General features: G+C 58.1%; 23 protein-coding genes. 19 read left to right on the forward strand and 4 right to left on the reverse strand.

All coding sequences use genetic code 11. The annotated features are described in order from the left end of the window. Positions 1–11 precede the first annotated feature (11 nt). From HMPREF1008_RS01350 to HMPREF1008_RS01360, 3 genes are all read right to left on the reverse strand, one after another. Entirely contained in the window at positions 12–2,348 is a 2,337-nt protein-coding gene (locus HMPREF1008_RS01350) for a hypothetical protein (protein WP_009278050.1), read from the reverse strand. 109 nt (positions 2,349–2,457) lie between these two features. Continuing rightward, the gene (locus tag HMPREF1008_RS01355) at positions 2,458–2,874 is read right to left on the reverse strand and encodes a DUF6508 domain-containing protein (protein ID WP_009278051.1); all 417 of its coding nucleotides are present in this window, start codon (positions 2,872–2,874) and stop codon (positions 2,458–2,460) included. 42 nt (positions 2,875–2,916) lie between these two features. Then, positions 2,917–3,150, reverse strand: coding sequence for a hypothetical protein (locus tag HMPREF1008_RS01360; protein WP_156797573.1), 234 nt, complete (start codon positions 3,148–3,150; stop codon positions 2,917–2,919). A gap of 609 nt (positions 3,151–3,759) precedes the next feature. Here HMPREF1008_RS01360 and HMPREF1008_RS10100 point away from each other — a divergent pair. From HMPREF1008_RS10100 to HMPREF1008_RS10390, 19 genes are all read left to right on the forward strand, one after another. Then, positions 3,760–3,936 (forward strand): excisionase family DNA-binding protein, encoded by a 177-nt coding sequence (locus HMPREF1008_RS10100; RefSeq protein WP_009278053.1) that lies wholly within the window; start codon positions 3,760–3,762, stop codon positions 3,934–3,936. A 96-nt stretch (positions 3,937–4,032) separates the two neighbouring features. Continuing rightward, a complete protein-coding gene (locus HMPREF1008_RS01370) occupies positions 4,033–4,281 on the forward strand; it encodes a helix-turn-helix domain-containing protein (RefSeq protein ID WP_009278054.1) in 249 nt (82 codons plus the stop codon). 65 nt (positions 4,282–4,346) lie between these two features. After that, on the forward strand, positions 4,347–4,763 hold the full coding sequence (locus tag HMPREF1008_RS01375) for a hypothetical protein (RefSeq protein ID WP_156797574.1): 417 nt from the start codon (positions 4,347–4,349) through the stop codon (positions 4,761–4,763). A 14-nt stretch (positions 4,764–4,777) separates the two neighbouring features. Then, on the forward strand, positions 4,778–5,611 hold the full coding sequence (locus HMPREF1008_RS01380; protein ID WP_009278056.1) for an ATP-binding protein: 834 nt from the start codon (positions 4,778–4,780) through the stop codon (positions 5,609–5,611). Positions 5,612–5,774: 163 nt separating this feature from the next. Then, a complete protein-coding gene (locus tag HMPREF1008_RS10560; RefSeq protein WP_009278057.1) occupies positions 5,775–6,299 on the forward strand; it encodes a hypothetical protein in 525 nt (174 codons plus the stop codon). Positions 6,300–6,327: 28 nt separating this feature from the next. Further along, a complete protein-coding gene (locus HMPREF1008_RS01390) occupies positions 6,328–6,873 on the forward strand; it encodes a hypothetical protein (protein WP_009278058.1) in 546 nt (181 codons plus the stop codon). 44 nt (positions 6,874–6,917) lie between these two features. Further along, complete coding sequence (locus tag HMPREF1008_RS01395) at positions 6,918–8,711, forward strand: VirD4-like conjugal transfer protein, CD1115 family (RefSeq protein WP_255348641.1); 1,794 nt, start codon at positions 6,918–6,920, stop codon at positions 8,709–8,711. A gap of 177 nt (positions 8,712–8,888) precedes the next feature. Continuing rightward, positions 8,889–9,104, forward strand: coding sequence for a hypothetical protein (locus tag HMPREF1008_RS01400; protein WP_009278060.1), 216 nt, complete (start codon positions 8,889–8,891; stop codon positions 9,102–9,104). A 3-nt stretch (positions 9,105–9,107) separates the two neighbouring features. Next, positions 9,108–9,530, forward strand: a complete 423-nt coding sequence (locus HMPREF1008_RS01405) for a PrgI family protein (protein WP_369750385.1) — start codon at positions 9,108–9,110, stop codon at positions 9,528–9,530. Next, positions 9,505–11,985: a VirB4-like conjugal transfer ATPase, CD1110 family gene (locus HMPREF1008_RS01410; protein ID WP_009278062.1), complete on the forward strand. Its 2,481-nt coding sequence runs from the start codon at positions 9,505–9,507 to the stop codon at positions 11,983–11,985. The genes HMPREF1008_RS01405 and HMPREF1008_RS01410 overlap by 26 nt, the downstream gene beginning before the upstream one ends. Positions 11,986–12,023: 38 nt before the next feature. Then, on the forward strand, positions 12,024–13,577 hold the full coding sequence (locus tag HMPREF1008_RS01415; protein ID WP_156797575.1) for an NlpC/P60 family protein: 1,554 nt from the start codon (positions 12,024–12,026) through the stop codon (positions 13,575–13,577). 18 nt (positions 13,578–13,595) lie between these two features. Next, positions 13,596–14,294, forward strand: coding sequence for a hypothetical protein (locus tag HMPREF1008_RS01420; protein ID WP_009278064.1), 699 nt, complete (start codon positions 13,596–13,598; stop codon positions 14,292–14,294). Then, a complete protein-coding gene (locus HMPREF1008_RS01425) occupies positions 14,291–15,298 on the forward strand; it encodes a type IV secretion system protein (protein WP_040656683.1) in 1,008 nt (335 codons plus the stop codon). The genes HMPREF1008_RS01420 and HMPREF1008_RS01425 overlap by 4 nt, the downstream gene beginning before the upstream one ends. Before the next feature lie 151 nt (positions 15,299–15,449). Continuing rightward, a complete protein-coding gene (locus HMPREF1008_RS01430; protein WP_009278066.1) occupies positions 15,450–15,929 on the forward strand; it encodes a hypothetical protein in 480 nt (159 codons plus the stop codon). An 11-nt stretch (positions 15,930–15,940) separates the two neighbouring features. Then, complete coding sequence (locus HMPREF1008_RS01435; protein ID WP_009278067.1) at positions 15,941–19,039, forward strand: VaFE repeat-containing surface-anchored protein; 3,099 nt, start codon at positions 15,941–15,943, stop codon at positions 19,037–19,039. Between the two features lie 51 nt (positions 19,040–19,090). After that, entirely contained in the window at positions 19,091–19,798 is a 708-nt protein-coding gene (locus HMPREF1008_RS01440) for a class B sortase (RefSeq protein WP_009278068.1), read from the forward strand. 166 nt (positions 19,799–19,964) lie between these two features. Then, complete coding sequence (locus HMPREF1008_RS01445) at positions 19,965–20,267, forward strand: hypothetical protein (RefSeq protein WP_009278070.1); 303 nt, start codon at positions 19,965–19,967, stop codon at positions 20,265–20,267. A gap of 220 nt (positions 20,268–20,487) precedes the next feature. Beyond that, entirely contained in the window at positions 20,488–22,884 is a 2,397-nt protein-coding gene (locus HMPREF1008_RS01450) for a hypothetical protein (RefSeq protein WP_009278071.1), read from the forward strand. Continuing rightward, positions 22,868–23,215 (forward strand): hypothetical protein, encoded by a 348-nt coding sequence (locus tag HMPREF1008_RS10390; protein ID WP_198003135.1) that lies wholly within the window; start codon positions 22,868–22,870, stop codon positions 23,213–23,215. Before HMPREF1008_RS01450 ends, HMPREF1008_RS10390 begins: the two co-directional genes overlap by 17 nt. A 100-nt stretch (positions 23,216–23,315) precedes the next feature. On the opposite strand, the gene HMPREF1008_RS01455 is transcribed toward HMPREF1008_RS10390, so the two are convergent. After that, positions 23,316–23,591, reverse strand: a complete 276-nt coding sequence (locus HMPREF1008_RS01455; protein WP_009278072.1) for a helix-turn-helix domain-containing protein — start codon at positions 23,589–23,591, stop codon at positions 23,316–23,318. Positions 23,592–23,639: the final 48 nt, after the last annotated feature.

The following is a 23,639-nucleotide window of genomic DNA, read 5'->3' on the forward strand; positions in this document are numbered from 1 at the left end:
ACGTGGCTTTTTCACTGAGGGAGCTTTTCCGCCAGCTTCATCAATGCTTTTTCGCAGCGCTCCATGCATTTCAGGCTCTTCTTCATCTGCGAAAGGAGTTTCCTATCGGGTTTCTTTTCTGCCTTTGAGAGAAGTTCAATCTCCGCCTGAAGCTCGGTCACGCAATTTGCGATGCCTTCATGGACGAGTTTGACAATGTCGTATCTGCCGTATTTCTTTATCGCAACCTCGGTACAGAATGTCAGGAGCTTTGAGCATTCGCTCTGTGCGAATGCTTCGGATGACTGCGCAGCTACTGAAGCTGCGGTGGTAACGCCTGATCCTGCAAGACCGATTAGCGCACCGCCTCCTGTCAAGATCGCCGTGCCTCCGGCCATACCCATTCCGCCGACTGCCAGCGAGCCGCCCCCGACAAATGCCAAACTGGCGCTTGTTAGAGCGGCTCCGGAGAGTCCAACCACAGCGTCGCCTGCTATAAGCACGGCGATTTCCGGAGCGAAGAACAAAGCACCTCCCGCTGTAGCGGCTGTTGCTGCGAGGGTTACAGCTGCGGCTGCGGCAACTTTCTTTCGATTACCCGTGACGGTTCCAACGGCATTCGTGTAGGCCTTTTGGATCGCCTTAACATCCTTTACGTCGATATAGTTTTGCCCTTTGCAAAAGACATCAGAGAGATAGTTTGTTTTGAGCTTTAGCCTCTTGAAGGACTTGTCCTTTTCGGCGCCCAGCTGGTAGTAAGGGTTGAACCTGGACAGTTCAAGAACAACGAGGTCTATCCAGGAGCGATCCTCGATCTCGTTCGAAATCTCATCCATCAGATCAAAGGCTTGCCGTCCACTTCGGATGAAGAATTCGTCTCCTTGGACCTCCAATGCCTCGCAGACACTTTCCTCCCACCGCTCTTTCCATCTCTTCTTTTCGAGCTGAGTCTCTACTTTCTTCGTGTTCAGGATGTCGAATCCAACCATCATGTCTTCGAATGAGTAGAGTAGCCTGGTTTGAGCTGGGCTTAGGGTAAGGAACTTGTATTTTGCGGAAAGCCTTTGCAGCTCATCTTCGCGTCTGCGCTTCTGCTCTTCGTGCTCCCTCATAGCGCGTTTGTAAGCCGTTGCAACATCTTCCTTGATGTACTTTGCATCGAAGAAGCAGGCGATGGCAAACCTGCCAATACCGGGGTAATTGACGTTAAGGAAAAAGGCTTTGGCGAACATTCCGGCATTGCCCTTAGAGGCGATACCGGCCTTTATTGCGCTTCCCGCAGAGTTGACAACTACGAACGTGCCACTTGAAACGGTGCACATTCTCGTCAGGGCACGGTTCTTGATTGGGATAAACGCCTTAGGGTCAAGCTGATCAAGCTCGCGGACAGAGGAGATGTTCTTTGATTTGATCTCCGCGGCAAGCCTTGAAACCGTATAGAAGACACGGACGATCACTTCGTTTGCCAAAACGAAAAGGGATTCTTCGATTATTTGGGTTGCAAGGCCCATCTCTGTTCTGAAGTCGAAGCGCACCGGCTTGCCTTCAGGGTCCTTGAAGTAGGTTCCGTTGAACAGCTTGGAAACCCACTTCGAGAAGGATATCTCGCTGTCCTTATAGTTTATCTTGACGTTCTTGAAGAGCGGCGACGAAGACAGTTCTTTCAGAACTGAGAGAATCGGCCCTGGGATGCCGGTGCCCTTGCCTGCATTAGCGTTTGATCCATCGATGTCGCTAATCAGGTGGAAAAGCCAATTGAAGGTTCCGATTGCGATCTTTTCCGGGACGTTCTTGCCTACAAGGGCATTCTCTGGGAAGAGTACTTTGATGAAATTGCCGTCGGTGTCAGTGCCGTATCCAGTGCCTGTGAATTGGCCGAGGATGGAAAAGAAGAGACCGAGAACGGTGGGGTGATGAGAGAAGTCTCTGAGGTGGTGCTGCAATCCACCACCAAAAGCAGGTGTTAGCTTGTCTTGAGGAATAGGGAACTTCTCCTCAAGGAATTTGATGGCCTTCGATAACACTTCGGTGTTGCAGCGTCCGTCTTTATCGAAGATGGCTTTATCATCTGGAAGCTTGCAGCCAAAAGATCTAGCCGCGTTGATGACGATTTCGTCAGCTTCCTTTCCTCCGATTTTCGCCGCCTCTTCAACTGAGAGCGGTTTGCCGAGGAAGATGCTAAGCAAGCCGGTGATCAAGCCGCTGCCTGCAGCAATTCCATAGTCGAGACGACTTGCTCTATCGACGCTTTCGTCGAACTCGAACTCTAGCGCCTCGAACGATTCGATAATCGACAGCTCATCGGAGCCGATTGAATTTACTGTTGCTAAGCCCGCACCTGAAACGGGGATTATTTCGTAATTGCTCATAGGCGATCCTTAATACCGCTTTTAGTTTTCATTATCCCACCTCAAGAAGATTTCTCCTTCTGTTTCAGATGGTTGGTTGACATTCCCACTGGGACAATTTGTCCCAGCGCTACTCGCCGTCGATCTCCTCGAGCCTCTTCATCCACTTGAGCATCATTCCGTTCTTCAGGTAGCTGAGCAGCATGCCCTCACAGAACCTGTCGCCGCGGACGACGGTGAGGATCATTGCGAGCGTGCACCTGGCATCGCATTTCGACACGTCGGCAGCCAGGACCGCCTTCTCGTCGGGCAGCCCGTAGCTATCGAGCACGCCCCTGTAGTCGCGGACGTCGAGGTCCTCGTTGTCGTCGACGCACTCATGGACCATCTCGATCAGCTCATGGGCGGCCCTTCCGTATCCAACAAATGGGAAACGGATAGGGTCGTCGATAGTGCCCTTGTGCTCAGTGTCGATGATCCACTCACCGTGGTTTTCCTCTGCCTCGAGCAAGGGAATCAGCTTCGTTATCTTCTCAAACCTCTTCATGGGCTTCCTTCCAGTGTTTACTGGAACAAATTGTCCCAGAAGCTAAAACTCCTCTTCGCAATCGTTGCAGTGCCACTCCGGATTGTCGCCTGTTACGCAGCAACCGCCGATATGCACGCGGCCCTCGTCGATGTCCTGGATGAGGCCGTCGCAGTAAACGGGGTCGCCCCAGATGATGAGTGCGATGTTCTCGCTTCCGCACTTGGGGCACCTAGGCCCAAAGCCTGCGTTCATCTGCTTGCTGAAAGCCTCCGAGGCTTCCTTTCCCATTGCCATTAGAGGCAGATCGTGTTCGTTGGTTTCCAATGCCATTTCGTTCTCTCTAGCTATCAATTATGAACCTAAACATTATTTGCTATCTGTATTCTAACTGGAGTGATGAACTAGCCGTGTCCGTTAGTACGGACAACGCAAACCGATTCAAGGTAATACGATTTTTTAAGCTCGCCAGTATTGTGCGAGCCTATCGGTCAAGCCTGCCTTCACGTAACGCAGCGTAAACACAGCACAGGTGGTGATGCGATGCACGTCGGGAGTACTTAATGCCGGACGCAACTCGCATTTCAGCATTGATTCTGACGCGTCAGGCACCGTCGTCCAGAGGGGCGCACCTGCGCCACTGGGACAAATTGTCCCAGTAAGTCGCAAAGCCGATATATGTCCCTTTTCTGAATACGGGACCAATAGAACCCAACAAAACCTAGGACACCCTCCCTCGAGAGCCTCCTCTTCTTTGTTCGCGTAGAACGCAGAGAAGCGTACACGACGTAACGCCGCGCAACACCGCGGCACGACACGTACTTGATAGGAGGACGAATGAGACCGCAGAGCGATTGCGGCAGCAGCGCCCAAAACGAGCAGGTCGCAGGTGGCCCCAGCGAATAGATGACCGTTGCCGAGATGCAGGAGTACATGCATGCCGGAAGGACCAAGGCCTATGAGCTGATCAAGGCTGGAGAGGTCAGGTCGTACAGGCTGGGGAGGAGGATCCTCGTGAATAGGCTGTCTCTTGACCGGTACATCAAAGCTAACGGAGCGCTTGGCGACCAAACCAAAAACTGAGGTCCGGGTCATGTTCGTAGACACCCACAGCTTCGACGCCTTTGAAAAGCGAGGCATCGTCTTGCCGCCTCGAACGAACTCGAAACGAGGCAGACGATGAACGACAAGACGGGACCTAGACCTATTCCACCTCAAGACTATTACAGCGCCCAAGAGGTGATGAACCTGCTGAGGATAAGCAAGAGAAAACTCTATGAGCTTGCGGATCGCAAGGAAGACCCATTGCCCCTGAGGACCTTCCCGGGGTCAAAGCGGGGTTCCATCTGCGACCGGAAGGAACTTCGTGACTGGGTCCTGAGAAACACAATCCTGGTCCGTGAACGCAAGGGGCTGGGAGAAAGATGATGGCTGAACAAGGGCCAACCGGTGATCGCGCCTCGCCAGGCGAGTTCATCGTCCTGCATCGGTTCATGATGAAAGAGCTGGGACTCTCCGGAGTCCCGCTCCTTGTGTATGCGCGCATCTACGGCTTCAACTCGGCAAACCTCGAGTTCTTCGAGAGCAAGACGCACCTTGCAGACTTCCTCTCTACCACCGACAGGTCGATCTACAGGGCCTTCAAGGAGCTGCTCGACAAAGGACTGATCAAGGACGAAGGGCCTTACCGGCATCCGGCGGGAATCGAGACCAAGCGTTACTCGGTGGTTTGGTCTTCGGTTCCCGCAAGGGCCAGAGGGCCCGACCCTGACGAAACGTCACCCCCTGACAAATTGTCACCCCCTGAAATCTTGTCAGGGCAAAGGCAGGTCTGGGGTGACGAAACGTCAGGTAGGCACCTGACAAATTGTCAGCCAATAAGAAAGGCTGATAACGAAGACTTCAGATAAGAAAGGCAGGCCTCGTGAAGCAAGAGAGGAACCCGTTCATAACGTTCGAAGAGGCCAAAGCCCGGGGTCTGAAGTGCGACGAGCCTGGGACGGTCGCCTGCCCCTATTGCGGCAAGGCGACCGTCCCGCTCGGCATCTCCTTCGACGGGTCGGTCAGGTGGATAACGCACGAGCCATGCGGATGCCCGGAAGAGATCGAAGCGCAGCAGGCTCAAGCCGCGAAAGAGGCAAGGGAGGCCGAGGGAAAGCTCAACTCGAAACTATCGAGGGCCGGCATCGGCAAGCGGTTCTTGAACGCAGAGGTGAGCTTGGAGGCATCGGCGAGGTATCTGTCCTCATTCGGGGGCAACGGCGGTGCCGGGCTCTACATCGAAGGCTGCGTCGGGTCGGGGAAAACCTACGCCGCCTGCGCCATCGCAAAGGCGTTCATCATGGCGGGCTACAACGTCGTCGTGGCAACATCGCTCTCGATGCTCGAGGAGATCAAGCGCAGCTATGACGACAACTCCGCTGCGGGCATCGAGCGGTACATGGCCTGCGACATCCTCATCATGGACGACATCGGCAAGGAGACCACGAGCTCCTGGGCGCTCACAAACCTCTTCCAGATCATCAACTCCCGCTACGAAGACATGCGCCCGACCATCTACACGTCCCAATACGACGTCGACTCGCTGCTCACGAGGATGGCCCGCTACGGGGACCGCGAGAGCGCCGAGGCAATCGCGTCCAGAATCGTCGAAACATCTGCTTTCATCCGCCTGCCGAAGAGGGACAGGCGGCGCGAAAAGAGCTGTTTTGGTGGATACGGTCCGAAGAAAACCCTGCAAAACCAAAGCCACCGATAGAGGCGAGAGGGTCCCTCCCGCTGCTGGTATAAGCACGAACGATGGCGAGGAAGAGCTGGCCAGCTGAAACATCCCCAAACGAAACCGAGCCGTGACTTCTAGCGCCTCGCCATTCCCATGAACAGCAACTGGGACAAATTGTCCCACCAACGAAAGGACGACCATGAAGGGCTTCGAGACGATGACCGGAAAGGAGCACGAACTCCTCGAGCAAAAGTGCCAGAAGAACGGCTGGCTCAAAAGGGGCGGCTACGACTGGCAGGACGATCCCTTCATGGAGGAATATCCGTACACCTTCGCCAAGACAGAGAGCATCGACGACCTACGCAGCGCGCTAGGCGGAGGCAACTGGGCCATCAGGCAGGGCTTCGTCTACGAGGATTTGGCCTTCATCCAGCAGGTCAACGGGGGCGACGAATGGTGGACCTGCAAGCGCTTCGGGGACGAGTGGGTGGACTTCGAGAGCTGGAGCTTCGGGCGCATCGCCCAGGAGCCCGCCGAGTTCGAGAACGCGATCCTGCACATGCGGCACGCGACCAAGGAGGAGTGCCTTTCGCTTCGGTACATGGAGTCCAAGATCCCCGAGCAGAAGCAGAGCCTGGCAGATAAGGCCCAGAGCGCGATCAGCGCATCGGACGCCATCAAGGCGGATACCCGGCAGAACCAGAACCTGAACCAGACGAGATAGCGGGCAGCCCGCAGGAAGGCAGGAGGAAATGCCAAGCGATTACGGTGACGACTCCGGAGAGAAGCTCGTCGATTGGCTGCTGAGGATCGGCCAGGACGCCGGCGGTGCCGCCATGGCCTCAAGCGCGCAAAGGCTCACGGAAGCCTTCCGCAACGCCAGGGGCTCGGCCACAAACAAGGGGTTTAAGGCTGAAACCCAGACGCCAGAACAGAGCTGGGCGAAGCTCAACATGCGCGACTTCCAGGGGCTCCCAGAATACGGATCCATCCGCGAGCTCATCGACGAGAGGCTGAACGACGCATCCATCGAGCACGCTTTCCACAAGGACGGGGAGCGCGAGTCCCTCGTTTTCAAGGTGCAGGACGCGCCTGAGATCGACGAGGTCTTCGCCGCGCTCGAGCGTGAGGCGAGTGAGGCCCTGGACAAGGCGAAGGAGCGCCTGCCGATCGCCAAGTCCAGGGACGCCGAGAGGCTCGCCGTCAAGGCCGAGCAGGCAAAGGCGGCGTCTGCCGCCAGCAAGGCCGCTCGCGAGCAGGCGCGCCAGGTCGAGCGCCTTGAGCAGAGAACGCGATGAGAAGCGACGTTGTTTTCGCGATCATCGCGTCCGTCGTTGCGTTCATGGTCGGAGACGTCATGGCGGGCCATGCGCAGGCAACGGGCTCGAACCCGCTGATGCAGGGCGGGGGATTCGCAGAAACCCTCCCCGGCTCCCTGGCGAGCGGAAGCGTCTTCTTCTCGGATCCCTTGTCGCTAGCACTGGGCGCAGCCCTTGCATGCGGCGTATGGCTCATCTGGGCGAAAGAACTCGAAAGAAGGGGCAGCTACCGCCGCGGCGAAGAGCACGGAAGCTCCAGGTGGGCAACGCAAAAGGAGATGGCCTCCTATTCCGACGCATTGCATCCGGACAACAACATCATCCTCTCGAGGCGCTCCCGCAAGCGCTTCGTCGACGACGTGCACGACCAGAGGACCGAGACGAACAACAACATGCTCATCGTCGGCGGCCCCGGCACCGGCAAGACCCGCTACTACGTGAAGCCAAACCTCTACCAGCTGAACTCCAACTACTTCATCACCGACCCCAAGGGAACGCTGATCCTGGACGTCGGCTGGCTGTTCGAGGAAGAGGGCTACGACATCGTCACCTTCGACACCATCGACTTCACGCGCTCGATGCACTTCAACCCCATCTCCTACATTCGCGACGAGAAGGGCATCCTCAAGTTCGTCGAGTGCCTCGTGAAGAACACCACGGGCGACAAGGAGCATGCGGGCGACCCCTTCTGGGAGAACGCGGAGAAACTGCTCTACACAGCGCTCATCGGCTACCTGGTGGCCCACTGCCCTCCGGAGGACCGCAACGTCGGCGGCCTTATCATGCTGCTCTCACTGGCGGATGCACGCGAGGACGACGAGGACTACATGAGCCCGCTCGACATGCTCTTCAACGAGATCGAGACGGGAAAGCGCCTGGCAGCCAAAGCAGGAGGCTCCGCATACGATCCCAACGGAAGGGATTTCGACGAAGGAAACTCTTCGTTCGAGTGGGTTGAAATTGGAAAGCCTCTGAAACCGGAGCAGGACTTCGCGCTCTCCACCTACAAGCAGTTCAAGGTGGCCGCAGGCAAGACGATGAAGTCGATCATGGTCAGCTGCAACGTCCGCATGAAGCCATTTGACATCGATGAGGTGCGAGAGCTCCTCTCGTACGACGAAATGGACCTGGGACATCTTGGCGATGTGACCAGGAAGACCGTCGTCTTCGCATCAATGTCGGACACGGACTCCACCTTCGACTTCCTCTTCGCGCTTCTGATGCACGAGGCGATGGACACGCTCTGTGAGGTCGCGCTCAGCAGGTACCAGGGAAGGCTGCCGCGCCCCGTCCACTTCATGTTCGACGAGTTCGCGAACATCGGCCGCATACCCGACTTCGAGCGAATGATCACCGTGACGCGAAGCAGGAACATCGCCGTTTCCATGATCCTTCAGTCGCTATCCCAGTTGAAGGAGACCTACGGCGACAACAACGCCTCGACGATCATCAACGCCTGCGACACCTTCGTCTACCTGGGCGGAAAGTCCAACGAGACCAACAAGGAGATATCCGAGATGGTCGGCAAGCAGACGGTGAAGAACGTGACGGTGAACGACTCCCGAGGAGCCAACCCGTCCACGACGAGGAACTACGGGGTTTTCGAGCGAGATCTGATCCAGGCATCGGAGATCGCACGCATGCCGAGGGACGAGGGGCTCGTCCTCATCAACGGAGCACAGCCGTTCAAGGACAAGAAGTACGACCTGGGACAGCACCCAAGGGCGCACAGCTGCGAAGAGCGAAGCCCGTTCGACTTCAGGGAATACAGGGCAAGGAGGTGGGCCTATGAGAGGGAGTCGCTGATGAGCGAGTAAAGGGCCGCGGCAGGCGCGTCACGCACCGGGCATCGAAAACGCTTCCACACATCGCCGATGCTGCCGCGACCCCCATGCAAAGGAGCACGCACGTGCCCCGCAGTCAATTCTAGCGCCCCCGGGAAACCCTCCTTCCACAACCGGCCCGGGGTGCGCATCACATGCAAAGGAGCAGACATGCTTAACAACATCATCAGCCTGGTATCGGGCTGCGTAACGTTTTTGGGAGGCTTCCTCGTCGTATGGGGCGCGGTGTCCCTGGGCCTTGCCGTCCGCGAGCAGCAGGGCGGCAGCCAGATCGCCAGCGCAATCTCCACGATCGCCGGCGGCGCGATCATCATCGCGGCCGCCATCTACTTCGGGCAGCTGGACACCTCCTGGCTCCCCAACTAGGAGGTGGCAGGTTTGTCCCTTCAGATTCCCGTCCAGAAAGACATCGGGGAGTACGAGGAGAAGATCGTCGGCAAGCTGAGCCTGAGGACGCTCATCTGCGTGACCTTGGGCTTCGCGAGCGCCATCGCCACCGCGGCCGCCATCTACTTCTGGATCGGCATGGAAGTGTCCAACGCCGCCTTCCCGGTCATGTGCGCAAGCCTGCCGTTCTGGCTTGCGGGCTTCTGGCGCCCGTTCGGGATGAGGCTCGAGAAGTTCATCCCGAGGTTCGCCTCCCATCACCTGGACGACCAGACGCTCCTCTACAGAAGCGGGCCCGACCCGTCATGCGAGCCAATCAAGGCCGGTAAGCCAAGCCGCAAGTCACGACGTATTGCAAAGCGAAAGGGGGCGGAGCTCCGTGAACCAACAGAACAGCAGGGATAAGAAGAAGGTGCAGGCCAAGCCGGGCGTGCTCTCCTTGCTCCTCGGCGGCGCGACGAAGGTCGACCGCTCCAAGAAGGCCAACGAGGAAAAGGCCAACCGCCAGAAGAAGGCAAGGCGCGCAGCCAAGGACGTCCTGCGCTACATCGGCTACGACGCCATGTACAAGGATGGCATCGCGCAGGTCGAGGAAGGCCTCTTCAGCCAAACCATCGAGTTCTCCGACATCAGCTACCAGTCCGCGCGCAAGGAGAACCAGGAGAACGTCTTCACCGTGCTCTCCAGCCTCTACAACTACTTCGGTGCAGACACATGCTTCCAGCTAACCATCGCCAACATCCCCATCCCGGAGCGCGAGATCGGCAAGAGGGTCTTCTTCGAGAACGGCGACGATGCGACGGCCAGATACGTGGACGAGTACAACAGGATCCTCAACGACAAGATGAGGGAAGGATTCTCCAACCTCGAGCGCCACAGGTACCTGACCTATATGGTCTCCGCCGACGACGTCGACGGCGCCGTGCCCAAGCTCTCCCGCGTCAAGGGCGACTGCATCCAGACGCTCCAACGCGTGAGGTGCCAAGCCCGCTCGCTCGACGGAGAAGAGAGGCTGCGCGCGCTCCAGTCGCAGCTTCGCCCGAAGAGCGAGTTCGCCTTCTCCTGGGACAAATTGTCCCACTCCTCGAAGCTGCGCACGAAGGACCTCATCGCGCCCATGATGATCGACTTCAAGCCGGAGGGCAGGGCGGACGCCTTCCGCGTCGACGACGCCTACTGCCAGGTCCTGCTCATCAAGAGCTTCGGCTCCGTGCTCGAGGACTACTACATCGCGAACATCATCGACCTGCCGATACCGCTGTCGGTGAACATCCACGCCCAGCCGCTTGCCCAATCCGACGCGCTCGCGCTCGTGAAAAGCCAGCTCGACTGGATGGACAAGGAGATCATCGACGAGCAGCGTACGGCGGTGAGGAAGGGCTACGACTACACCATCCTCCCGCCTGAGCTTCGATACTCGAAGGAAGAGGCGGAGGAGCTGCTGGACTTCCTGCGCAACAAGAACGAGAAGCTCTTCCACTACACAGGCCTCGTCTACACCTACGCATCCAGCCTCGACGAGCTGGACCGGCAGGTGGAGCAGATCATCAGCGTAGCCCAGGGCAACTCCCTCGGGATAGAACCGCTGTTCCTTCAGCAGCGCGAGGCCTTCAACTCCGTGCTGCCGCTTGGCATCAACCACGTCGACGTATTCAGGCACCTCACCACGGGCCAGATCGCAATGCAGATGCCCTTCGCAAGCCAGGAGCTGAACCAGCCGGGAGGCGGCTACTACGGCCAGTCCAAGCAGTCCGGCAACCTGGTCATCTGCGACCGCGGCCTGCTCGCAAGCCCCATGGGCTTCGTCTGCGGAAAGCCCGGCAGCGGCAAGTCGTTCTCCGTCAAGCGCGAGATCACCAACACCATCCTGGCTCATCCGGGCGACGAGGTGATCATCTTCGACCCCGCGGGCGAGTACGGAAACCTCATCAGCGCGCTGGGAGGCGCGAACATCAGGCTCGCACCAGGCACCGACACGATCCTGAACCCGTTCGACACCTCCGCGGTGTCCGACAGGAGCGACGCCACGAAGCTTGCCTACAAGACGGACGCGATCCTTGCGCTGTCATCTGCCCTCATGGCTGAGGGCTCGGAGGGCCTGCCTGAGAACGACAGGTCCATCATCACCAGGTGCGTGGGGCTCGCATACGACCAGGGCGCTGCGGAGGACAGGCTCCCTACGCTGGAGGACTTCCACTCCATCCTCGCCAGCCAGCCGGAGGCCGAGGCGCGCGACATCGCGCTTCGCTACGAGCGCTACGTCCACGGCGCGTTCAGCTTCTTCAACGGCCAGAGCAACGTGGGCTTCGAGAACAGGATCACCAACATCGACATGCACGAGCTCGGCCAGAACATGAAGGTGTTCGGCATGCTCACCGCGCTTGAGATGGTTCGAAACAGGGTCATGGTCACACCTCCGAGGGACGTCGTCACCTGGCTCTACATCGACGAGGTCCAGTCGCTGTTCGGCCATCCGACGATCGTCGACTACTTCGCGAGGCTTTGGCGCGAGGGCCGCAAGTTCGGCCTCATCTGCACCGGAATCTCGCAGAACACCTCCCACATGCTCCTCAACGCCAACGCGCGAGACATGGTCATCAACTCGGACTTCTTCCTCCTGCACAAGCAGGGACCGGCCGACCTCGAGGCCTGGACGGAGATGCTCGACCTGTCCACAGCGGAGAGGGGCTTCATCGACGAGTCGATCAAGGCCGGCGAGGGGCTGCTCGTCGCAGGCGGCATCCGCGTGCCCATCAAGGACGACTTCCCCAAGGGCGAGCTGTTCAGGCTGTTCGACACGAAGCCTGCGGCGATCGCCGAGCGCAGCGTACTCGAAGGCTCGAAAGGCGGCACCTCGTGACGAAGTCGAGCCCGCTTAAAGACAACGACGGGCAGTCGATGGCCGATCTCGTCACCAAGGAGAAGGCGACTCTCGCGAACACGGGAACCATCTCCGACGACGAGGCCCAGATGCTCTCATCCCTTACCGAGAGGAAGAGCGCCGCGGGAATCCGCGAGGCCTCCGAAGGCTTTTCGTCGAAGCCAAGAGGGCATGCGCGAACCTTCGCATCGAAGGAAGGTGCGAAGGCAGAAGCCGAGGCTCAGGCCCAGGCGATTGCCGAGAAGGGAGGCATTACCGGGGCCGCAGCTGCGAAGGAGGCTCTGGCAAGGGCAGCGGTGGACGAGTTCGACGACAGCGAAGAGCTCGAAGGCTCGTCCAAGGCCTACGACGCGCAGCGATCGGCCAGGGCCATCAAAGGCAGGCTGGGCGCAGGGCGCGCCGCCAAGAAGGCATCCTCCAAATCCGCATCGGCCTTGGGAGCCGGCACCGGCAAGGCGTCGGCTTCAAGCGCCGCCGCTGCCGAGGCATCCAAGGGAGCGGTGGGCCAGGGAGCGGCAGCCGCATCCCAGGCAGCTGGATCCTCCTCAACCGCCGTCATCGGCGGTGCAGGAGGTTCAGGTGCCGCAGTAGTGCTCGGCGTTCTCGGCGCCATCGCGGCATTCGTCATAGGCGCGCTCATCGTGGGCAACCTCGTGAGCGCGCTGTTCGGCTTCTGGGAGAACGAGGCGAACAAGCAATCCCTCGAGGGGCTTCCCCCGTACATCACCTACGAGATGGTCGAAGCCGCGCTCGAATGCCAGGAGAAGTACGGACATCCTGCCAGCTGCACGCTTGCCCAGATCATTGTGGAGAGCGGCCAGGGAGAGACCATGAGCAAGCTCGCGACGAGGGACCACAACCTCTTCGGAATGAAATGGGCAGGCAGCTTCGCCGGGTGCCCTGAGGTCGCGGGCAAGAGCGCTTGGGTGACGAGGGAGGAATACACCCCGGGTGCCATATCCACGATCACCGCCTACTTCACGGTGTTCAAGTCAGACGTCGACTGCATCAAGTTCAGGAGCAGGGTCTTCCTCCAAGCGGGAACCTATGCCAACAACGCGACCATCAGGGAGGCGATGCAAAAGCACGACTCAGACCTCATGGCGGAGGGATTGAAATCCGCCGGATGGGCGACCAGCTCGGACTACGTCGCAAGCCTCAAGTCCGTTATGGACACCTATGGGCTGAGGCGCTTCGACACTATGACGGCCGAGGACCTGAAGAGCTCCCGCGCGAACGCGAACGTGATCGTCGCAGCGGCATACAGCCAGCTCGGCGTGCCCTACGTGTGGGGAGGCGAGACCCCGGGCAGGGGCCTGGATTGCAGCGGCCTCACGCAGTACTGCTACCGACAGGCAGGAATCCACATCAGCCACTACACCGAGGACCAGTACAGAGAGCTGACCCACATCCCGCTCTCGCAGGCCCAGCCCGGAGACATCCTCTACAAGCCCGGCCACGTGGCGATCTACATAGGAGACGACAAGTACATACACGAGCCGCACACCGGCGCAGTCTGCTGCATCGGAAACGGAATCGACCACTTCACCTGCGCGCTGCGCAAGGTCTAACGAAAGGAGCGGAAAGACATGAACAAGAAGAGAGTCATGCTCGCTTGCGCCATCGGCGCGATCCTGATCCTCGTGGGTTCGGGCGTCGCGCGCTGCGCCATGCAGCCTCCCCAGAACAGCCCTGACGAAGGCATCGAGGAGGTTGCCGAGAAGACCGGTGGGAACAGCATCAAGGACTACGTCGGGAGCGCCTGGAGCGCTGAGGGCGGCTCCAAGACGCTTGCCATCGCCGACGGCGTGATGGTCGAACGCGATGGGGAGTCCACTGCCGTCACCTACTTCGACGTCATATCGGAAGACCCGGATGACGGCGGCTTGTCCGTCAACGTGACCACTACGAAGGGTCCCAGGGACACCCCGAAGCAGGGCATCGTGAAGATCGATTCCAGCACCACCTCGACCACCATCACGTGCGATGCCTTCTCCCTCTCGGCCACATACACGCTGGACGCCTCGCCCGACAACAAGGTGAGCCTGACCGCGCACTCGGGGAAGCTCAACGACCTCCTCGAGTCCGACGACGGGGAAATCTCGAGTGCGATAACCGCTTGGGCCGCAAAGCGCTCTCCGTATGCGACCAGCGCCACCTGGGACGGCGAGGTCTACATAGACTGCAACGGCAAGACGGCGACGACGTCCTTCACCCTGAACGACGGCGCGGGGACCTTGGTCCAGCTCCGCTACGACCAGAAGACCAAAGAGCTGAGCGCCCTATGATCGCCACAGCAAGGGCAATCGCCGGACAGAGGCGGTTCGGGATGGCCTTCGCGGTCACCTTGACGCTCCTGGTATTGACGCTCATCCCATGCCAGAGCGCCTACGCCTCGATCGCGGACGACGTCAACTCATGGCTGTGCGACCTGCTCAGGGACTGGAGCAACTGGATGTTCCACGCCCAGGCGAGCGTGCTCAGCTCGATCGGATACGAGGGCGTCCTCGACGCTCCATTCTCCTCGATGCTCGGAAGCTCGGGCGACCTCTCCATGTACGACATCGCCAGGGGCACCTGGCAGGTGGCCATCCTCCCCATCGGCTGCGGAGTGCTGGGCCTGGTCTTCACGCTGAAGCTCATCGAGATCTCCCAGCGAATGGACGGCAACCAGAGCATGCCCGGGGTCAAGGAGGTCGTGTTCCTGCTCGTCTTCTTCGCCGTCTTCCTGTTCCTCATCCAGAACAGCTTCGACCTCATGGCGGCGATCTACGAGGTCATCGGGCTCGCCGTCGACAGGGTGGAAGGCCTTTTCGGAACCGGAGGCGCCATGAACCTTGCCGAGGTGTCCATCGTCACCACCGAAGACGACGTGTCGGCATTGATGGCCATGCTCGTCGTGTCGCTCATCAGCTGGCTCGTGGTCCTCGTCGCGTACGTGGTGGCGCTCGTCGTCTGCTGGGCGCGAGCGATCCAGCTCTACATCATGGCGGCTTTCAGCCCCATACCGCTGGCGTTCCTCGGATTCGAGCACACCAGGCAGATCGGCATGGGATACCTGAAGAGCTTTTTGGCGGTATGCGTGGCAGGACTGATCATCCTCATCCTCCTCATCTCCTTCCCGGTGGTGCTCGGGGGAATCGTCGGCGTCAACCCCGGCACGGGCACGCCGGTGGACACCATCGCGACCGGGCTCACGTACGCGCTCCAGTACCTGGCGATGTGCATCCTGCTCGTCCTCTCGCTCGTGCGCAGCGGCGCATGGGCTCGAGATATCGTCAGCGGCTTCTAACGGAGGCCATCGGAAGAGGCTGGAGGTGATTCCGATGAGAAGGTAAGGCCCCAGCGGCACGGGGCTAAGCGTGCCGCACCAGAAACCAAGCGATGGGGCAGGGAGCTTCCACAAACCCTCCCCTAGTGAAGAATGCAAAGGAGAAAACGCAATGCCTGATGAGAAGAAGAACATCTACATCACAGTGCACAAGAGCTTCGTGAGAGAAGGGATCGAGTACTTCGACAAGAAGACGGACCGAACGGGCAAGTTCAACTCCGTGACCCTTCCCCGCGACACGTCCATCGACGGCAAGGACCTCAGCTTCTACCAATTCAGCCCCCTGTTCGTGAACGAGTCCCGCTTCAAGGGCGAGGACTTCAGGGACATCCCGCTCCTGGCCAACAAGGAGGTCTGGCTCAAGCGCACCGTGATGGACCCAGACGGAAACCCCGTCACCGACGAGTCCGGCAAGCCGATCAAGGACACGGTGAAGATCATGCCCGCGCAACTCAAGGAGGCTGTCGAATCCAGCAGGGAGCGCTACCTCGCATCGCTCTCCGAGAAGGCGAAGGGCGCTCGCGAGGGCTCCCGCGAGCTCGCCGGCGACCAGGGCCGCTCGTCCATGAGCCGCGAAGACATTCCATTCTAGGGAGGTGAGCCATGAACTCCAAGGCAACAGAGAGGATCACCTCATCGAAGGTCATCCGCGTGGCGATGAGCCTGCTTTTGGCGCTCAGCGTCTGCGTGACGGTGCCTAGCCAGGCCCTTGCGGCCGAATCCGTCGAGGTGTCGATCGGCGACAGCGTCCCATATGCGGGGTACACGACAAACTACATGTGGGCAGACGGCAACGCCGCCTACTGCGCTCAACCGGCAGCGCCGACACCCGAGCCAGGAGCCTACAGCAAATCCGAAGTAAGCGACCGCAACCTTATCGCAACGATGTGGTTCAGCTACGGTGCGCCCGGATTCGACAGCAGAATCCTCCCGAGCGATTGGTACGATGGCGGATCCTGGGACGAGGGAAAGTACCTGGTCGCCAGCCACATCTTGATCTCCTACGCCTACAGCGGGTCCGCCAGCGACGCACTGTACGGAACCAACGCCGAGTTCGGGGAATGGGCGCGCTCCGAGCTCCTTGGCGGCACATGGCCGAAGATCCAATCGCGCTCGGGCGAGGTGTCCACGGGCTTCACCGCCTACGCCATCCACACCGGCTCCGCCACCCAGGACCTCATGAGCTTCAAGTGGGATAAGGGCGGCCTGGCGGTGTCCAAGGAGGACGGCGATGCGGGAGCCACGCCCCAAGGCGACGCAGCCCTCACCGGCGCCGAGTTCGACATCATCAACATCTCCGGGAAGCCCGCCCTCGTGAACGGGAAGTCCTGCCCCGACGGATCGGTTGCGATGACCATCGAAACCAGCTGGAGCACCGAATCCGGGGCATATGTAGCCAAAACTTCCCCCGATGCGCTTCCTTGCGAAACCTACAGAATCGTCGAGAGCGCAGCACCCGAAGGGTACCTCCCGGCCGACTGGTCCAAGACCGTGACGATAGCCTCCAATGGCCAGGTTATCGATGTTACGGGCGAGCCATGCAAGGATGACGTCGTCCGCGGCGGCGTCCAGGTGACCAAGTCCGACATCGAGCTCGGCGAATCCGAGGCCCTCGGAGGCAACTCCCACGACACCTTGGACACCGGCTCCACCTTGAGCGGAATCGAGTTCACCATCGCCAACGCCTCCGAGGAGAAGGTCCTCGTCGGCGGGAAGTGGTTCAACCCGGGTGACACGATCGAGACGATCATCACTTCCTGGAACGAGCAGGCCGGGGCCTACACCGCCCAGACCGCCAAGGACGAGCTGCCCTACGGCACCTACACCATCCAGGAGACCAAGAGCAACGACTCCTACCTGCTCACCGACGGCACCGCGAAGACCTTCCAGATCCGCCAAGACGGCGCAATGGTCAACATGACATCAGCTGGGGCCAACCTTGAGTTCTTCGATCAGGTGATCCGAAACGACCTCGAGATCGTCAAGATGGCAGAGGACACGAACGCATCCCTCCAAGTCGCGTTCAAGGTGACCAACGTCTCCACCGGCGAGACCCACGTGGTCGTGACCGACGAGAACGGCAACGTCTCTACCGCATCTTCCTGGAACAAGCACAGCAACAACACCAACGGCAACGACGGCCTGCTCGAAGCCGACGGCATCAAGGCATCCGACATGGACCCCAAGGCCGGCGTTTGGTTCTCCCTTGGCGAGGACGGCATCAATGCTGACGTCGACGACGGGCTTGCCGCCCTCCCTTACGGAAAGTACGCCCTAGAGGAGCTCCGCAGCGACTCCAACGAGGGCTACGACCTGGTGAAGAAGTCCTTCGTAATCGAGCGCGACTCCACGGTCGCCAAGGCCGTCTGGATGAGCCTCGACGACAAGGAAGGCCCCAAGATCCAGACCGAGGAGACCGACAAGGCCGACGGCGACCACGTGGCCCAGGCCTCCGGCGAGACCACCCTGGTGGACACCGTTTGGTACGAGAACCTCAAGAACGACGGAACCGAGTACACCGTCACCGGCACCATCATGGTCAAGTCCACCGGCGAGGCGCTGCTGGATGCTGACGGCAACGCGATCACCGCGTCCAAGACCTTCAAGCCCAAGCAGAAGGCCGGCGACATCCAGCTCGAGTTCACCTTCGACTCCAGCCTGCTCGCAGGCGAGGACATCGTGGCCTTCGAGTCCCTCTTCTCCGAGGGCATCGAAGTCGCGGTTCACGCCGACATCAACGACGAGGGCCAGAGCGTGCACTTCCTCGACATCCGCACCACCGCAACCGACAAGTCCGATGGCGACAAGCTGGTGACCGGAACCGAGATCACCATCGGCGACGAGGTCTCCTACGAGGGCCTCGTGCCCGGCACCGAGTACGTCCTCCAGGCAACCTTGGTCGATGCGGAGACCGGCGAGCCCATCACCGTGAAGGGCGGCCTTGGCGAGTCCCAGGTGACCGGCGAGGCCACCTTCACCCCCGAGGAGGCAGACGGCACCCAGGTGATCGAGCTGACCTTCGACGGAACCGACCTCGACGGCAAGAAGGTCGTGGTATTCGAGAAGCTCCTCGGCGCCGGCGTGCAGCTCGCATCGCATGAGGACCCGAGCGATGAGGGACAGACCGTGAGCGTCTGCGAGATCGGCACCAAGCTCACCGACGCGGCCGATGGCGACCAGATCGTAGCCACCGGCAAGGTGAGCCTCGTCGACACCGTCGAGTACAAGGGCCTCATCGAGGGCGACTCCTACATCGTCCACGGCACCATCATGGTCAAGTCCACTGGCGAGGCGCTGCTGGATGCCGACGGCAATCCGATTACCGCGACCGCGGAATTCGTGGCGAAGGCATCCGAGGGAACCGCCGACGTGGCCTTCGAGCTGGATACCACGTCCCTCAAGGAGGGTGACGAGCTCGTCGCATTCGAGGAGTGCCTCAGCGCCGAGGGCAACCTCGTCGCGGCGCATCAGGACATCGACGATGCCGGCCAGACCGTGGTCATCGACAATCCTGACACCCCTGAGGTGCCTAAGACCCCGTACGACAAGACGGGAGCCACCGCACCCGGCAGCCCAGTCGCGATCATCGCAATCGTCGGCGCCGCCCTCGTTGGCGCCGGTGCCGCAGCCCTGGGTTTCGCCAGGATGCGCAGGAAGGACCCAAAGGAAGACGCCGAGCCCTCTGAGGAGGTGAGCGAGTAGCAACTATGGGGCTGCAGGAAGAAAGACCTGCAGCCCCTTGCTATGCGGAGCATGAAAGCAAGGACAAGAAGGGCTGTCACCATCGCCTCGATACTCGCCATCGCCGTGGGTGTCGCGCTCCTCGTAGCGGGGCAGGGCGGCAAGCGCCCCGACATCCCTCCCACTATCCAGCAGGCAGTCGTCCAGCCCCAAGGCGAGGGGCAGGAGCGCTCGATAGACTGGGGCCAGCTGCCATGCAACGTCATTGCCTGGGTATACGTGCCGGGAACCTCCATCGACTATCCAGTCGTCATGGGTAGCGATCAGGATCCAGGGTTCTACTTGTTCCATGACGTGGAAGGAATCTACTCCCCATGGGGCACACCGTATGTTGCGAACGGGTGCGAGCAAGGACTCGATAGCCCCTTGGTGATGATCTACGGGCACCATATGTCGGACGGCACGATGTTCGCGGACCTCGCGAACTACAGCGGCAGGGCATTCGCGGAGGATCATGGTGAAATCATTCTTTACACGCGAGAGCGGACAATTCATCTCGAGCCGAGGGTGGTTAACGTCATCAACGCTTACGCGAAGAGCGTCCGTCTCGACTTCGAGGACCAGGAGGAGCTCGACGCGTATATGGCAGACGAAGCCGCTGAAGGCGAGGTGACCCTTGGCGGGGTTCCCGAAGGCCAAAAGGTGTACGCGTTCGTGACCTGCTCGTACGAAACGAGCAACTCAAGGACGGTCGTCTATGCGACGGAGGTGATGAAATGATGCCTCACGTGCTTTTAGCCGTCGGCCTGCTCATGGGCTTTTGTGCCTTGGTGGGGTACAGCTGCATCAGGGTCGGTGCCCTGCGTGACGACGAGTGGGATTAGCGGAACAAGGCTATCTACCTGCCTAAACTGGTAGAATGCGCTTGAAAGGTTTGGAGGTTCTAATGACTGAAAGGGATTACTCGAAGCTGTCCAAGACATTGATCATCACGGACATGTACGAGACCGATGCCGAGCCCCTGGTTCTCGGAGGAGTCGCCATTCCCGCAGAGAGGTGCGAGGAGTTCATCGAAGCCGTCGAGAAGCTCGCGGTGGAGCAGTTTGGAGGCGCCACCTTCGGGGAGCTGCTCGACAACGATCTTGAAGACGAGGCTGCCAGCGCGTCATCGATACAATATGACAAGGAACAGGTCGATGCCGTACTGCAAGTCGCTACAAAGATCCTGAAACAAGCATCGGACCAATAACAAAGAGGGCAACGCCAAAAACGTTGCCCTCTTTTTGTAAGCCAATCAACGGGTGATATAATTATTCAAACAAACAACGATATTAAATTTGCTCACGCAGCCAGCGTCGCGTGAGGGAACGGTAGGACCAGTGCAGACATATAAAAGATGCGATTTGCACGTCCACTCTAGCTCCTGCGAAAGCAGATCATATTCGTATGAGAGCTTTAAAGAGGCCCTGTTGCAATCTGATTTGGACGTAATAGCTATCACGGATCACAACTCTGTTGACGTCGACTTGATGAATCGACTGTCATCAGTGCTTGCGCCAAGGGGGAAGACGCTTCTCGCCGGCGTCGAATTGAATGTCAAAATCGATGAAGGCACTCGTGTGAAGCACAATTTGGTAGTGTCTCCTTCAACGGATTACTTCCACGGAATTATTTGGTGCGACTTGGTGGACGCCCAGAAGCTTAAGGATGCGGTGTGCCGCCTGCTTGACCGAATCGGCATATCCGCTCAACAAAGGGAAGGCAAGACGGCTAAGGAAATTTCAGCTCTATCTGTTGGAAAGGCGTTTTACTTTAATGACGTACAGCGCGAAATGGGCGATTTGAAGCACTTCTTCACGTTCCATGAAAGCAAAGGAGACAATCGGCGAAACCTCTCCGGTTATCTGAAAAACGGACAAGGTGGAAACGACAAGTTCAAGCACAGCCTCTTTTACTACAATCAGCATCTCGCCATCGAAGGAGGCAAAAAGAGCAAGCCCATTTCGGATTTCTTCGAAACAGATCTCAACACTATGGTTTGCAGGTTTTTCTGCAGTGATGCGAAATCCTTGGCAAAAATCGGCACCGCTTTCACCTGGGTAGACTTCGACGGCGACATCGACTCATTCAATCTTGCAATCACAGATCCTCAGAGCCGAATTGTCACCTCCGACGAATCCCGAAGTAATCCACAGTCAAACCTGAACGCCTATCTTGAATCGATTAAGTTTAACTTGCTTGATGAGAGCGGCAATCCGACTGGATGCGAGCTGGAATTCGCCCCCAGCTACAATGGAATCGTCGGATCCAGAGGCAGTGGAAAGTCCATGCTCGCAAGGATTCTCTCAGGAAAGGTCGGCGAAGGCTACGAAAAATACGTGGACCCTGAGTCAGTCCGCTTTCGGATGAAGGGTGGGGCATATTCGAAGAATTTGCCAAATTGCCTCTATGTAAAGCAAGGCGAATTGGGCGTTGTTTTCGACAAGTCTGATTACAAGTCGGTCCCTTTCCTCGAGTCCCGTCTCAAGACAATGAAAGAGTCGGCAAAAACTGCTTCTGACTTGCACTATGCCGACGTAGCGGAGCAACTCGATTACCTAAAGGAGATTTCCAATGCCTTTGTGGAAAAGCATCAAGGTTCCTTGAAACGACCTGATTCGCTCCAGGAAGCAAGGCCGAATGGTATTTCGATAAAGGAGGCTCCTTCAATTGCAGCAAATCGCTCCGTCATCAATAACATGGGCGAGCAGTCTAAGCAGCTTGGAGATAAGGTCGGGGAGCTTGAGGAGAAAATCTCAGCGCTTCGTATAGAAACGTCGCTTCCGGAATCAACTCTTCTTGTAAACGCATTGAATGCGAGGATAGAGCAGGTGGCTGCTTCCCTCAAGGAAGCTTCTGATGGTCTCAATGATATTACAACTGCGGTCGGCATATTGATGGCGGAACCTTTTTCGACCAGAGAGTACCTGGTTGAATGCTTTAAAGATGAACTCATCAGGACAAACATGCAGTACGCCCTGGGAACGCACAATTACGACCGAAACCTTAGTGAGGCTAACGAGCTGCTTGATGATTTGCTCGATTTGAGAATAAACATCAAGGCATCCGAGGAGAAGTTGAAACAATCTGTAGCATCTATGCTTCGTCCAATTCCGACAAATACGTATCAAGCTGACGAGGATGAGGTGGAGATTGGACTCACTATTGCAGAAACGATTTCCTATGAGGATTCGTTCCAACTGCAGCTGAAAAATGGCATTGACCGCACGGACGCAATCGTCCGCTTTGTGCTCATGTGCTCCGATCTCGAAAAGGCAAAACAAGAGCTGCTCAATAAGAACAAAATTCGAAACTGCACAAGTGCCTCAGCTGTTCTTGAAAAGGTGTTTGCGAACATAAAAAGCGATTTGTTGAAGAACTGCGATTTCGAGATTGATGTATCCATCAATAGGACGCCTGTAAAAGAGATGTCTCCTGGAATGCAGGCGCAGGCATTGCTGAAGCTGCTCTTGAATGATGGGTTGTCATCGGGTGGATACGATTATGTAGTCTTCGACCAGCCTGAAGACAACCTTGATACGCCGACAATCAGTGATGTCCTTGTGAACAGAATAAAACGGCTGAAGAAAGAGGTGCAGGTATTCGTTGTAAGCCATTCAGCGCCTGTGATCATTAACGGCGATGCGAGAAACATCGTGATGGCTGAAAACGACGGATCAATCATTAGCTATTCGTCGGGCGTAATAAATGGGCGCCCGGCAAAGGAATTTATTTCCGAAGTGCTCGACGGTGGCGAACGCTTCCTGAAGATGAGACTTTACAAATACGATTTCCAGGTTGGTGACAACGATGATAAAAGTGAGTAGCTCTAAAGCTGTAACGGTTGAGATTGATGGCAAGGACTATCAGATTGACGATGATGGGTCCTACAGGGATCTTTTGATTTGTCTCACAAACCCCGACCCTGACGTTCGCTTTCCTGATGAGATGTTTGCTGTTGACCCATCCATTCAGGAAGCCGAGCTCATTGAGGTGGGGGCACGTTACTCTGAGTTTTTCAAGGCGTATTCAAGGAGACGTGATGCCAAGCTCGATTCTGGGGCTACTGCAATTCAGCAGGGAATTCTCGCTTGCGAAAGTGCTGTTGAATCCTTGAATCGGGATGACAAAGAGGACGCAGAACTTCCTGTCAGCTAACAAAGAGGCACCTGGTCGTTTCTGGACTAGGTGCCAAAGTGTTGCAATCTCTCTTTGACCGACTTCGTAACGAAGCATAATTGAATGCATAGGTTCGAGTTTAAGACTTCTCGCTCATGTGTTCTCCCCATTCCTCTTTGGTGGAGACGAGCCTGCCTGTATTGACGCCAAGAGCGGTTGCGATGTCGAACAGGGTAGTAACGCGTAGATTCGCATCACCCTTTTCGATTCGCCTGATGGTAGAGGCGGAAACGCCGCTTTTCCACGAAAGCTCCGCAACGGACAGGCCTGCTTCTGTCCGAAGTCTGGCAAGCGACTCTGCCAAAATCGCAGAACGCTCTTCGACGTATGCATCAGTCTCTTCTTTGATTTTCATGAGTGCCTCCATAGGCCGTATCTTACATGAACCTGAAGACGGCCTTGA

The sequence above is a fragment of the Olsenella sp. oral taxon 809 str. F0356 genome, from assembly GCF_000233535.1.
In the GTDB taxonomy this organism is placed as follows: Bacteria; Actinomycetota; Coriobacteriia; order Coriobacteriales; family Atopobiaceae; genus Olsenella_I; species Olsenella_I phocaeensis.